The organism is Streptomyces sp. NPDC008125 (genome assembly GCF_042957125.1).
GTDB lineage: Bacteria > Actinomycetota > Actinomycetes > Streptomycetales > Streptomycetaceae > Streptomyces.
In genome coordinates this window covers 59,775-72,897 of the sequence record NZ_JBIBHR010000001.1, presented here as the reverse complement: position 1 = coordinate 72,897, position 13,123 = coordinate 59,775, and the positions used below count along the sequence as shown (strand labels likewise).

General features: G+C 72.1%; 8 protein-coding genes. 5 read left to right on the top strand and 3 right to left on the bottom strand.

Translation table 11 applies throughout. The features are described 5' to 3' along the window. Positions 1-2 precede the first annotated feature (2 nt). The 3 genes from ACFZAX_RS00305 (at position 3) to ACFZAX_RS00295 (ending at position 7,548) form a co-directional block, all read left to right on the top strand. Positions 3-2,402: a molybdopterin cofactor-binding domain-containing protein gene (locus tag ACFZAX_RS00305; RefSeq protein ID WP_390957558.1), complete on the top strand. Its 2,400-nt coding sequence runs from the start codon at positions 3-5 to the stop codon at positions 2,400-2,402. A gap of 56 nt (positions 2,403-2,458) precedes the next feature. Then, on the top strand, positions 2,459-3,694 hold the full coding sequence (locus ACFZAX_RS00300) for an XdhC family protein (protein ID WP_390957556.1): 1,236 nt from the start codon (positions 2,459-2,461) through the stop codon (positions 3,692-3,694). Positions 3,695-3,864: 170 nt separating this feature from the next. Continuing rightward, a complete protein-coding gene (locus tag ACFZAX_RS00295) occupies positions 3,865-7,548 on the top strand; it encodes a S8 family serine peptidase (RefSeq protein WP_390958372.1) in 3,684 nt (1,227 codons plus the stop codon). Positions 7,549-7,733: 185 nt separating this feature from the next. Here the strand turns inward: ACFZAX_RS00295 and ACFZAX_RS00290 are convergent, their stop codons facing one another. The 3 genes from ACFZAX_RS00290 to ACFZAX_RS00280 all read right to left on the bottom strand — a co-directional run bounded on the left by ACFZAX_RS00290 (position 7,734) and on the right by ACFZAX_RS00280 (position 11,335). Beyond that, positions 7,734-8,525 carry a methyltransferase domain-containing protein gene (locus ACFZAX_RS00290; protein WP_390957554.1) on the bottom strand — a complete coding sequence of 264 codons (792 nt, stop codon included), beginning with the start codon at positions 8,523-8,525 and terminating at the stop codon, positions 7,734-7,736. A gap of 291 nt (positions 8,526-8,816) precedes the next feature. Continuing rightward, entirely contained in the window at positions 8,817-10,379 is a 1,563-nt protein-coding gene (locus ACFZAX_RS00285) for a peptidoglycan-binding protein (protein WP_390957553.1), read from the bottom strand. A gap of 224 nt (positions 10,380-10,603) precedes the next feature. Further along, entirely contained in the window at positions 10,604-11,335 is a 732-nt protein-coding gene (locus ACFZAX_RS00280) for a nitroreductase family protein (protein WP_390957551.1), read from the bottom strand. A gap of 276 nt (positions 11,336-11,611) precedes the next feature. Between ACFZAX_RS00280 and ACFZAX_RS00275 the strand changes: the two genes are divergently transcribed. Both ACFZAX_RS00275 and ACFZAX_RS00270 read left to right on the top strand, forming a co-directional pair. Next, positions 11,612-11,845 carry a phosphopantetheine-binding protein gene (locus ACFZAX_RS00275; protein ID WP_390957549.1) on the top strand — a complete coding sequence of 78 codons (234 nt, stop codon included), beginning with the start codon at positions 11,612-11,614 and terminating at the stop codon, positions 11,843-11,845. Beyond that, on the top strand, positions 11,842-13,113 hold the full coding sequence (locus ACFZAX_RS00270; protein WP_390957548.1) for a beta-ketoacyl-ACP synthase II: 1,272 nt from the start codon (positions 11,842-11,844) through the stop codon (positions 13,111-13,113). The genes ACFZAX_RS00275 and ACFZAX_RS00270 overlap by 4 nt, the downstream gene beginning before the upstream one ends. The last annotated feature ends 10 nt before the right edge of the window (positions 13,114-13,123 follow it).

The window sequence follows — 13,123 nt, the reverse complement described above, 5'->3', positions numbered from 1 at the left end:
CCATGGCGACCACCGGCACCCCCGTCGGCCTCACCCAGGGCTCACCCACCCGGGGCGGGATCGGCGAGTCCACCCTCCGCCCCGACGGCACCCTCAAGGTCACGGGGGAGTTCGCCTACTCCTCCGACATGTGGCACGAGGACATGCTCTGGGGCCACACCCTGCGCGCCACCACCGCCCACGCCGAGATCCGTTCGATCGACATCGCCGAGGCGCTCGCCACCCCCGGCGTGTACGCGGTCCTCACCCACGACGACCTGCCCGCCGCCGTGAAGAACTACGGCCTGGAGATCAAGGACACCCCCGCCCTCGCCCACGGCCGGGTCCGCCACCACGGCGAACCGGTCGCCCTGGTCGCCGCCGACCACCCCGAGACAGCCCGCCGCGCCGCCGCGAAGATCCGCGTCGACTACGCCGAACTGCCCGTCGTCACCGACGAGGCGTCGGCCACCGCACCCGGCGCGCCTCTGCTCCACGAGGGCCGCGACGACCACTACAGCCTCCACGTCCCGCACCCCAACGTCGTGCACCGCCAGCCGATCGTGCGCGGCGACGTGGTCGCCGCGGCGGCGCGCGCGGACGTGATCGTGCGCGGCGAGTACGTCTTCGGCATGCAGGACCAGGCCTTCCTCGGCCCCGAGTCCGGGCTCGCCGTCCCAGCGGAGGACGGCGGCGTGGACCTCTACGTCGCCACCCAGTGGCTGCACAACGACCGGGCGCAGATGGCGCCCGTCCTCGGCCTGTCCGAGGAGAAGATCCGGATGACGCTCTCCGGCGTCGGCGGCGCCTTCGGAGGCCGCGAGGACCTGTCCATGCAGATCCACGCCTGCCTGCTCGCGCTGCGCACCGGCAAGCCGGTCAAGATGGTCTACAACCGCTTCGAGTCCTTCTTCGGACACGTCCACCGCCACCCCGCCAAGCTCACCTACGAGCACGGCGCCACCCGCGACGGCAAGCTCACCCACGTGAAGTGCCGCATCGTGCTGGACGGCGGCGCCTACGCCTCGTCCTCCCCGGCCGTCGTCGGCAACGCCGCCTCGCTCTCGGTGGGACCCTACGCCGTGGACGACGTCGACATCGAGGCGCTCGCCCTCTACACCAACAACCCTCCCTGCGGGGCGATGCGCGGCTTCGGCGCCGTCCAGGCCTGCTTCGCGTACGAGGCACAGATGGACAAGCTCGCCGCCGAACTGGGGCTCCACCCGGTGGAGTTGCGCCGGATCAACGCGATGGAGCAGGGCACCCTGCTGCCCACGGGCCAGCCCTGCGACTCACCCGCGCCGGTCGCCGAACTCCTGCGCCGGGTCAAGGCCCGCCCGCTGCCGCCCGAACGGCAGTGGCTGGCCGCCGACTCGGCGGGAGGCGACGGTTCGGTCGACGTCCGCGCGCTGCCGGGCGGACTCTCCAACACCACGCACGGCGAGGGCGTCGTACGAGGCGTGGGGTACGCGGTCGGGCTGAAGAACGTCGGCTTCTCCGAGGGATTCGACGACTACTCCACCGCCCGGGTCCGGATGGAGGTCATCAACGGCGAGGCCGTCGCGACCGTGCACACCGCGATGGCCGAGGTCGGACAGGGCGGCGTCACCGTGCACGCCCAGATCGCACGGACCGAACTCGGTGTCGGCCAGGTCACCATCCAGCCCGCCGACACCCGGGTCGGCTCGGCCGGGTCCACCTCCGCCTCCCGCCAGACCTACGTCACCGGCGGCGCGATCAAGAACAGCTGCGAGGCCGTCCGGGCGCAGGTGTTGGAGCTGGGGCGCCGCAAGTTCGGTACGTACCACCCCGCTTGGGCCACCGCCGAACTGCTGCTGGAGAACGGCAAGGTCGTCACCGACGGTGGCGAGGCCCTCGCCGGCCTGGCCGAGGTACTGGGGGACGAGGCCGTCGAGGTCGAGCTGGAGTGGCACCACCGGCCCACCCAGCCCTTCGACATCCGCACCGGCCAGGGGAACGGCCATGTGCAGTACTCCTTCGCCGCCCACCGGGCGGTGGTGGAGGTCGACACCGAACTGGGGCTGGTGAAGGTGGTCGAACTCGCCTGTGCCCAGGACGTCGGCAAGGCGCTCAACCCGCTCGCCGTCGCCGGACAGATCCAGGGCGGCTCCACCCAGGGGCTCGGCGTCGCCGTGATGGAGGAGATCCTCGTCGATCCGGTGACCGCGAAGGTCCGCAACCCGTCCTTCACCGACTACCTGATCCCGACGATCCTCGACACCCCGCCCATCCCCCTCGACGTGCTCGAACTCGCCGACCAGAACGCCCCGTACGGACTGCGGGGCGTCGGCGAGGCGCCCACTCTCTCGTCCACCCCCGCGGTCCTCGCCGCCATCCGGGCGGCGACGGGCCTGGAGCTCAACCGGACCCCGGTGCGCCCGGAGCACCTCACCGGCACCTGACCGCGGCGCCCCGCGCCCGCCCCACCCGAGAGCCGCACCACCGAGAGGAGTACCCCGTGCTGGACATCGCCGCAGAACTGCATCGATGGACCCTGGAGGGACGGGACTTCGCCGTCGCCACGGTCGTCCGGGTCACCGGAAGCGCACCCCGGCAGCCGGGCGCCGCCCTCGCCGTGGACCGGGCCGGAGAGGCGGCCGGATCGGTCTCGGGCGGCTGCGTCGAGGGGGCGGTGTACGAACTGTGCCGCCAGGCCCTGGACGACGGGATCACCGTGCGTGAGCGGTTCGGCTACAGCGACGAGGACGCCTTCGCGGTCGGCCTCACCTGTGGCGGGACCATCGAGGTACTGGTCACCCCGGTCCGGGCCGGCGACGCCGTCCGGCCGGTCGTGGCGGCTGCGCTCGCGGCGGCGGCGGGCGGCCGGCCCGCCGCCCTCGCCCGGGTCGTCGACGGGCCGGACGAACTCCTCGGCCGGGCGGTGGTGGTGGGCGAGGACCTGCCAAGTGGCCTGCCCGTGCCGGGCGATGACGATGTGCCGGATCTGGGGCGGGGTGCCGTCCCGGAGGTGCGGGCGATGCTCGCCGCAGGGCGCACCGGCACGGTCACCGTCGGCGCGGACGGTTCACGGTGCGGCCGGCCCGTCACCCTGTTCGTGGAGTCGAGCGTGCCGCCGCCCCGCATGATCGTCTTCGGGGCCGTCGACTTCGCCTCGGCCCTGACCCGCGCGGCGGCGTTCCTCGGCTACCGGGTCACCGTCTGCGACGCCCGGCCGGTCTTCGCCACGGCCGCCCGGTTCCCCGAGGCCGACGAGATCGTCGTCGACTGGCCGCACCGCTACCTCGCCACGGCCGAGGTCGACGCGCGTACCGTCCTCTGCGTCCTCACCCACGACCCGAAGTTCGACGTACCCCTGCTGAAGACCGCGCTGCGGCTGCCGGTCGGCTACGTCGGCGCCATGGGATCGCGGCGCACCCATCTGGACCGTGAAGCGGCGCTGCGGGAAGAGGGTCTCACCGCACGCGAACTGGGCCGCCTGCACTCGCCGATCGGGCTGGACCTCGGAGCGCGTACGCCCGAGGAGACAGCCCTCTCGATCATGGCGGAGATCGTCGCCGAGCGGCACGGCGGCACCGGCGTGCCGCTCACCGGTGCCCGTACCCCGATCCATCACGAGCCGGCCCCGTCGCCGAGTGGCGCCCTGCCGGGCACCGGCCCCCGAGGCGTCGCGTCCCAGGACGTCGCATCCCTGGACATCGCCTCCCTGAACGCCCTTTCCACGCCGGGCGGTTAACCGCCACGGCGGATTCCTGCCACCGTGAAACCGCTTTGGCGTCCGCCATTTACCGGTAGATCAGCACCATGACATTTTCAGCCCCCTCCGTTTCCGGCCGGGCGAGACCCCCTCGTCAGGGACGCACGCTCCTGCTCATAGCGACTTCCGTCGCGCTCGTGAGCGGTGTCATGCTCCCCGCCGCCGGTTCCGCTTCCGCGTCCCCCCACCCGGTGACCCCCCAGGCCCCGGCCGCGCACGCCCGGCAGGCGGCCGAACCGCAGAGCCACGACATCACCCTCGTCACCGGCGACGTGGTGCACTACGTCGAGGGTGCCGGAGCCGGCGACCACGGCACCGTCACCGTCGACCGCCCGGACGGCGCGACCGGCGGCGTCCACGTGCAGCAGGCCGGCGACGACCTCTACGTCCTGCCCGACGAGGCCACCTCCCTCCTCGCCGCAGGCACACTCGACCGCAGGCTCTTCAACATCACGGCGCTGGTCGGGATGGGGTACGACGACGAGCGGACCGGTGGCATCCCGCTGATCGCCACCTATCCGCAGTCCGTGGCGCGTTCGCTGCCCGCCGCGCCGGACGGCGCGAAGAAGGTACGCACCCTGGAATCGATCCACGGAGCGGCGCTGACGGCCGACAAGGCCGACGCCCGCACTTTCTGGGGCGACATTTTCCGTACGCAGAAGTCCCGTTCGCTGGACGCGGGCATCTCCAAGCTCTGGCTCGACGGCCGTTCGACGGCGCAGCTCGCCGATTCGGTGCCGCAGATCAACGCCCCCGCCGCCTGGGCCGAGGGATACGACGGCGCGGGCATCAAGGTCGCGGTCCTGGACACCGGGATCGACGCAGACCATCCGGACGTCAAGGACCGCATCCTGGAGTCGAAGAGCTTCGTCCCGGGCGAGGACGTGGACGACAAGAACGGCCACGGTACGCACGTGGCGTCGACCGTCGCCGGCTCCGGCGCGGCGTCCGGCGGGCTGAACAAGGGCGTCGCCCCGGGTGCGGGCCTGCTGATCGGCAAGGTGCTCGGGAACAGCGGCGAGGGCGCCGACTCCGGCATCATCGAGGCGATGGAGTGGGCGAAGGCCGAAGGCGCCGACGTCGTCTCCATGAGCCTCGGCGCCCCGGTGCCTGACGACGGCACCGACCCGATGGCCCAGGCGGTCGACGCGCTCTCGGCCGACGGCGGTCCGCTCTTCGTCATCGCGGCCGGCAACTCCTACGGCGCCGGCACCATCAGCGCCCCCGGCTCGGCGGCCAAGGCGCTCACCGTCGCCGCCGTCGACAAGCAGGACAACCGTGCGGACTTCTCCTCCATGGGCCCGCTGGTCAACACGCACGGCCTGAAGCCGGACCTGTCCGCCCCGGGCGTCGACATCAACGCGGCGGCCTCCCAGTCGGTCCCCGGTATGGAGGGGATGTACCAGTCGATGAGCGGTACGTCGATGGCGACCCCGCACGTCGCCGGTGCCGCCGCCCTCCTCAAGCAGCGCCACCCCGACTGGTCCGGCAGTCGGCTCAAGGACGCCCTGATGAGCACGTCCGAGCGGCTCACCGCGTACACCCCGTACGAGCAGGGGACCGGCCGCGTGGACGTCGCGGCGGCCGTCGACGCCACGATCGAGGCCACCGGATCCGTCGAGACCGCCGACTACGCCTGGCCGCACGACGCCTCCGACGAGGTGGCCCGGCGGACCCTGACGTACACCAACACCGGCAAGCAGGACGTCACCCTGCACCTGGAGACCGACTCGGACGCCGAGGCGTACACCCTCTCCACCCCGGAACTGACCGTCCCGGCCGGCTCCACCGCGACGGCCGTGCTCTCGATCGACCCGGCCGAGGTGGAGGCGGGCACCCTCTTCTCGGGCCAGGTCCTCGCCACCGACGCGACCGGCGCCACCGTCGCCCACACGGGCTTCGCCGTCAGCAAGGAGGAGGAGCGCTACGACCTCACCATCCGGCTCCGTGACCGCGCGGGGCAACCGGCTGACGGCCAGGTCGTGTTCGCGGCGCTGGAAGACCCGAACCTGAGCGTCGTCAGCGTCTCGGGCTCCACCACACTGCGGCTCCCGCCGGGCAACTACACCGCCTGGACCGCGCTCGACGTCGACGGTGACCGCGCCGACTCCCAGGCCCTCGCCTTCCTCGCCGCCCCCGAGACGATCCTCACGGACGGACCGCGGACCATCACCCTCGACGCGTCGAAGGCCCACAAGATCAGCACGCGCGCCCCGCAGGAGTCCGAGACCCGCCAGCTCCGCTACGACATGGCCCGGACGGCCCCCAGCGGCATGGTTCAGCGCGACCTCTACCAGATCCCCCTGGCCTACGACGAGTTGTGGGCAGCGCCCACCAAGAAGGTCACCCAGGGCACCTTCAGTTTCCTGACCCGCTGGCGCCTGGGCGAGGAGCAGATCGACGTCACGGCCGACGGGACCGATGTCCCCGTCACCGTGCAGGGCGGATCCGTCGTCGCGGAGGACCGCGAGCAGAAGTTGAGCGCCGTCTACGCGGGTGACGGAAGTTCCGCCGCCTACAAGGGGATTCGCGCCGCGGGCAAGGCCGTGATCATCAACCGCAGCGACGCCGTCGCCCCCGCCGACCGGCTCGCCAACGCGGTCGCCGCAGGAGCCTCGGCGCTCCTCGTCGTCAACGACGGCCGTGGGGTCGCCCTGGAGACCTACACCGACTGGGGCACCGAGAGCACCATCCCGGTGGCCTCCGCCCAGAAGCTCGCCGGTCAGGCCCTGATCAAGGCAGCCCAGCGCGGCAAGAAGATCAGCGTCGACCAGAAGAAGTTCGCCGGCTACGTCTACGACTTCGTCGACCGCCACGACGCCACCATCCCGGACCGCTCCCTGGCGTTCAACCCGGCGGCCCGTCAGCTGGCCAAGGTGGAGAACACCTTCTACGGGGCCGAGAAGACGCTCGGCGCCGGCTACCGCTACGACATCCCGGACTACGGACCGGGCGTCGGCTTCGACGAGTACGAGCAGTTCCCGGGCGTCCGCGACGAGTGGGTCACCCCGCTGCCGGGCGACTCCTTCTGGTACGAGAACCACTCGGTCCTCAACGCCGAGGCCACCGACACCGCCGCCGAGATGCGCAGCACCGACCTCGACTACACGGCGGGCCGCACCTACAAGGACGACTGGTTCGCCCCGGTGACGAGTCCCCGCCTCGGCACCGGCTACTGGGGCCCGTTCCGTACCTCGTACAACGACATGCAGTTCAACATCAGCGCGTGGACCGACTCGGGCGAGGGGCACTCGGGATCGATGCCCGCGGACGAGTACGACACCACCAGCTACGCCTTCTACCAGGGGGACACCCTGATCAAGACGGGTGCGGGCCGGGCCGGTTACGCCTGGGACCTATCGCCCGAGAAACTGCCGTACCGACTGGTTCTCGACTCCCGCCGCGACGCCGACACCTGGAAGTCCTCCACCCGCACGCACAGCGAGTGGTCGTTCCTCTCGGGGCAGCTCGACGCGGGCGAGGCCGGGTACGCGCAGAGCGACATCCCGCTGATCCAGCTGGACTTCGACGTCGACACCGACCTCGCGGGTGACGTGAAGGCGGGCAAGGACGTCGAACTCGGCCTCGGTGCGGGGACGCAGGCCTGGCTGGACGGCGCGGTGAAGGCGACGTCCGCCTCGTTGCAGGTCAGTTACGACGACGGCGCCAAGTGGTCCGCCGTCAAGCTGCGCAGGACCGCGTCCGGCCAGTGGGCCGCGACGTTCACCCCGCCGAAGAAGGGGGCCTCCTCGGTCTCCCTCAAGGCGCACGCCGAGGGCCCGGACGGCCTCGCCGTGGACCAGGAGATCATCCGGGCCTTCGGCCTGAAGTGACCTCCCGGCGCTGAGAGCCCCCGTGGCGTCGGCCTCGGACGGCAGCGGTACCGATGGCTCCGCACCCTCGCCGGGGGTGCGGAGCCACCTTCTCGTGACTCGGGGAAGCCCGGCGGGGCGGGGCGGCACAGCACTTCCCTCGGCCGTGCGGCGACACGGCCGTACCGGCCGGTCCCACGGCCGGGTCAGCCCGGCCTGACCGCCCGCGTCGCGAAATAGGCCGACATGTAAGGAGCGGACGCGTCGGAATGGTGAGGCGCTTCCGTGAAGCCGGTGAGGAGGAACCCCGCGGCGATCTGCCCGCCGATCTGGCCGGTGAGGGTATGGCTGTACTCAAGAGCGGCATCCGCGCCGAACTTCGCGGCGCGCTCCTCGGCCGAGTACCGCGTGACATCGCTGTAGGGCAGCTGGTGCGCGACGACCAGCTCGCCGCGCTCGTCGAGCGCCTCGTGGTCGAACAAGTACACGTCGGGGTTGAGGAAACCCGCGAGCAGAGTCCCGCCCGGTCGCAGGACGCGGAAGCACTCACGCCACACCGGTGCCACGTCCGGTACGAACAGGTTGGACACCGGATGGAACACGACGTCGAACGCCGCGTCGCCGAAGGCGCCGAGATCGCGCATGTCACCCAGGACGGTGCGCAGCTCCAGTCCGTCGCGCGCCGCCACCATCCGGTCCTGGCCGAGCTGGCCGGGTGAGTTGTCGAACACGGTGACCCGCGCCCCCGCGGCGGCGAGGACCGGACCCTGCTGACCACCGCCGGAGGCCAGGCACAACACGTCCTTGCCGGTCAGGTCCGCCGGCAGCCAGGAGCGGTCGACCGGCTCGTGCCCGACGAGAACCACCGACCAGTCACCCGTGCGGGCTCGCTCGACGACCTCGGCACTCACCGGCCTCGACCACTCGTTGCCCTCCTGGACGTACTTGTCCCAGGCCGCCCGATTGTGGGCGGCGGGATCGACGACGAAGTCCTGCACGTACGACTCCCTGCTACGGCCGGGCGGACACCTGCGGTACCGACGCGTCGGTGCCGCCAGCCTCCACGATCGCAGGGTGCGGACTCAACTCGGTAGGGGGCGGGCATCGAGGTGCCCACCGCCCCGACGGGTGGTCGCGCGGCGGCGCGTGGCGCCGGTCGGAAGCCGCCGCCGCGCCCGGACGCCGCGGTCCGGGCGGTGGCGCACCTGCTCATCGGCGATGACCAGGTGCGCCGCCGGCCCGCGGGCGTCGTCCGGCGACCCCGGCCGTACCCCGGCCGGGTCGGTGGGTCAGCTGCCCGACTGGAGGGCCGCCCAGGTCGCCGTACCCACGATGCCGTCCACCGAGAGGCCGTGGCCGGTCTGGAAGGTGCGCACCGCGGTGGCGGTGCCCGGTCCGAAGCTCCCGTCGACGGAGACGGTCGAGCCGAGGGCCGCCGTCAGCGAGCGCTGGAGCCGCTTGACGTCCTCACCGGTGCTGCCCTGGCGCAGGTCGGGGGTGGCACCGGCCGACAGCAGGGCCGTCCAGGTCTTCGCACCCACGATTCCGTCGGCGCTCAGCCCGCGGGCCCGCTGGAAGGCCTGGACCGCCGAGGTGGTCGCGGCGCCGAACACCCCGTCCACCGAACCCGCGTCGTAGCCCTGGGTGTTGAGGAGCTGCTGCACGGCCTTCACCTGGGCGCCGCTGGAGCCCGACCGCTGGGTCGTGTAGGACGAGAAGCTCAGCGCGTCCGTGGTCCCACCGGTGGAGCCGTCGACCAGCTGCATGTAGGTGGTCCAGTCCCAGTAGGGACCCGGGTCCGTGTGGTCGTTGCCGGGCGCCTCGCTGTGCCCGATGATGTGCGCCCGGTCCTTCACGATGCCGTGCCGGTCGCAGAGGTAGCGGGTGAGGGCCGCCGACGAGCGGTACATCGCGTCGGTGAACCAGGACGGATCGTCGATCCAGCCCTCGTGCTCGATGCCCAGGGACGAGGCGTTGGCGCTCTTCGCGTGGTACGCGGTGTCGCTGTCGCGCACCATCTGGGTGATCTGGCCGTCCGAGGAACGGATCACGTAGTGCGCGCTGACCACGGCCGCGGGGTTCTGGAACCAGCTGATGGAGCCGGCGTACGAGCCCTGGGTGACGTGGATGACGATCTTGTCGATGGCCGCCGTGCGGCCCGACTTGTAGTTGGTGGTGCTGGCGGGAACCCAGAGCGCCGAGGGGTAGTCCGCCGACCGGGTGCTCACGACGCTCGGGGCGAGATCGCCCTTCTCCGGGGAGACCGGACGGGAGATGACGGTGATCTCCTCGCCCTCGGGGGTCCTGCCGCGCAGACCGCCGGCCAGGAAGGAGTAGACCGTGTCCGCGTAGAGCGCGGCGGCGGCCCCGTCGGCGCCGCCGTACCGGGCGACGGCCGGGTACCAGGAGTCCACGTCGAGCCTCTCGTCCCGGTCGAGCCCGAGGGAGTCGGCGTACGAGCGGAGCACGGCGGCGCCGCCGAGGACGTTCGTCGCGGTGTTCTCGCGCAGCTGGTCGGCGGAGGCTCCGGTGAGGGCGGCGGCCTTCTCCAGTGACCGGTTGGTCGGGTTGCTCACCAGGTGCATGACGCCGTAGCCGTTGTCCTGGCTGGGGCGTCCGCGGTGCCCGTCGAAGTGCGTCTCGCCGTAGCCGACCGCCGCGAGGAGGTCGCGGGGCACGCCGTACTCGGTGGCGGCGCGGGCGAAGGCCCGGTTCAGGGATCCGGCGGCCGGGTCCGGCGCGGCCGACGCCAGGGCCGGCTGTCCCGCCGCTACGACGGCCGCGACGGTGAGGGCGGCCAGGGCGGCGGCGGAGGTGCGACGGCGCACGGGGGCCGCGGGGCGTCTGGGCATGTCTGCTCCTGCGTGTGTGGGGGAGGGGGAGCTCTCCGTCCGGTGGGGTGGACGGAGGGCTGCAGAGCGGGCACAGGCTATCCATGTGAGGAATGCATGACAATGGCGTCCTGGTGCGGCACGCCGCGTCAACACCCCATCGGCGCAAGGAAGCTGACGTTTCATCGGCACATGGCGGAGCCCGCCTCCCGAACGGGGGGGCGGGCTCCCGGGCAGGCGGGGGGCTACCAGCGGTCGCGGTGCACGACCTCGGCGACCGGGCGGCGGCGGACGGGGCCGAAATTCCCCTTCGGCCACCCCACCGGGATCGCGGCGAAGGTCCGCGTCTCCTCGGGGATGCCGAGCGCCTCCTTCCACTCCTGCTCCAGCATCAGGTGCCAGATGGTGAGGTTGGCGGCCAGGCCCAGGGCGCGGGCCGCCAGAAGGAGGTTCTGTACCCCCGGATAGACGCACGCCCCCTCCGCCAGCGCCTGGAAGCGCTCCTGCGAGGCCATCAGCTGCTCGCTCGCCACCGGCCCCAGCGCCACGGCGGAGGCGATCAGGCCCTCCTCGTCCGGACGGGGCTCGGGGAACCGGTAACACGGCACGACGAGCGCGGGCGTGTCGGCGAAGTGGTCGCGCTGGTACTCGATCGCCGCGACCATCCGGCCGTACGCCGCTTCGTCCATGCCCTTCGGTGCGTACTTCCCCGTCGTCGCCAGATAGGCGTCCACGCACCGCTTCCACAGTGGCGCGAGCTCCGCCATGACCTGGCGGTCGGTCACCACGACGTACTCGTACGCCTGCATGTTGCCGCCGCTCGGCCCCCAGACCGCCGCCTGGACCAGTCGCTCCACCGTCTCGTACGGCACCGGTTCCGGCGAGAGGCGGCGCATGGCGCGCACGGTGGACATGGTCGCGAAGAGGGCGGGATCCTCGGTTGCGGAGGCGCCCGTGTTCAGTTTTTCCGTTGTCATGATCGCGGAGTGTACGGGCCCAAGAAGCGACCCAGGAGAGGGCGTTGGGCGTACACGACGAGCTCGGACCGCAGGGCCGTTGAGCGGCGGCGTTCACCCGGGCGGCGACCACGGATTCGTACACCTGCCCAGACCCCCTCCGCACGGGGGAACGCGGGGCCGATCATGCTCCGCGAGGGCGTATAAAGGGCCCTTCGGAGCAGCCGGCGTCCCCCGATGGCCCACCTCATCCCCACGCGGCAGGCGTCACCGCGTCACCGAGCGGAGGAGCGCCCCATGAGCACCTCGGAACACATCACCGACCTGCTGGTGTCGAACTTCGGTACCGACCCCGATTCGATCGGGGACGATGTGCCCCTCCGGCGGCTACGGCTGGACTCCCTCGCCCTGGAAGAGCTGAGGCTGCTCATCGAGGACCGGATGGACGTCGACCTGGAGGACGTCGAGATCACCTCCCGCGACACCGTCGGCCGGCTCGTCTCCGCCGTGCACGGCAAGGTCACCGCATGACCGGCCGTCCGGCCCCCGGGCCCTGGCCGCGTCCCCGTCCGGAACCGTTCCACGCCGCCGTGACCGGCATCGGCCTGATCACCGCCGCCGGAGTCGGCGCCGACGCCTCGTGGCGCGGCGTCTGCGGTGAGGGCGACGGACCCTCGGTGCCGCACCGAAGCGAACTCGAAGGCCTGCCCTGCGACTTCTTCTACACCGTCACCGGCCTCGACACCCGGGCCGAACTCGGCATCGCGGCCCAGCGGTTGATGGACCGCTTCTCCCAACTCGCCGTCATCGCAGCCCGCGAGGCCGTCGCCGACGCTGGACTCGACCCCTCGGTCTGGGACAGCTCCCGGGTCGGCGTCGTGATCGGCTCCGCCCACGGTGGACTTCCGTTCTACGACGAACAGCACACCGCCCTCGGTGAACGCGGCGCCCGCCGGGTCTCGCCGAAGCTCGCCCCCCTCGTCGTCGTCAACGGCGCGGCCAGCAGCGTCACCCTGGACCTCACCGTCCACGGCCCCAGCCTCGCCGTCTCCACCGCCTGCTCCTCCGGCACCGTCGCCATCGGCACGGCGCACCAGCTCCTGCGCACCGGGGCCTGCGACATCGTGATCGCGGGCGGCGCCGAGTCGGTCTGCTCCCGCCTCCTGATCGCCAGCGCCTGCCAGATGAAGGCGGTCTCCACCCGGCGGGACGACCCGCAGTCGGCCTGCCGCCCCTTCGACACCCACCGCGACGGCTTCGTCGTCGGCGAGGGCGCCGGACTGCTGGTCATGGAGCACCCCGACCACGCCCGAGCCCGGGGTGCCGCCGTCCGGGCCCACGTCAGCGGCTACGGCGCCGCCAGCGACGCCTTCTCCACCGTCGCACCCGAGCCCGACGGTCTCGGCGTCGAACGCGCGCTGCGCACCGCCCTCGCGGACGCGGGGCTCACCGGCGCGGACATCGGCCACGTCAACGCGCACGGCACCTCGACGGTCGCCAACGACCTGATCGAGGCGACCGTGCTCCAGCGGGTCCTCGGCGACCAGGCCCTCGTCACCTCGACGAAGGCGATGACCGGGCACACCCTCGGGGCCGCCGGAGGCATCGAGACGGCCCTCACCGTCCTCGCGCTCCAGCACCAGCTGGTCCCGCCCACCGTCAACCTCGACGCGCCGGACCCGGAGATCCCGGTCGAGGTGGTGAGCAAGGAGGCCAGGCAGCACACCTTCGACCACGCGGCGAAGACCTCGCTGGGCTTCGGCGGCCACAACGCGGCCCTCATTCTGACCCGGGCCTGAGGCGGGAGGA

Bases quoted from the DNA above. Each gene is read 5' to 3' on its own strand.
- ACFZAX_RS00285 (WP_390957553.1), bottom strand. From the start codon at position 10,379: ATGCCCAGACGCCCCGCGGCCCCCGTGCGCCGTCGCACCTCCGCCGCC.
- ACFZAX_RS00275 (WP_390957549.1), top strand. From the start codon at position 11,612: ATGAGCACCTCGGAACACATCACCGACCTGCTGGTGTCGAACTTCGGT.
- ACFZAX_RS00295 (WP_390958372.1), top strand. From the start codon at position 3,865: ATGCTCCCCGCCGCCGGTTCCGCTTCCGCGTCCCCCCACCCGGTGACC.
- ACFZAX_RS00270 (WP_390957548.1), top strand. From the start codon at position 11,842: ATGACCGGCCGTCCGGCCCCCGGGCCCTGGCCGCGTCCCCGTCCGGAA.
- ACFZAX_RS00280 (WP_390957551.1), bottom strand. From the start codon at position 11,335: ATGACAACGGAAAAACTGAACACGGGCGCCTCCGCAACCGAGGATCCC.
- ACFZAX_RS00305 (WP_390957558.1), top strand. From the start codon at position 3: ATGGCGACCACCGGCACCCCCGTCGGCCTCACCCAGGGCTCACCCACC.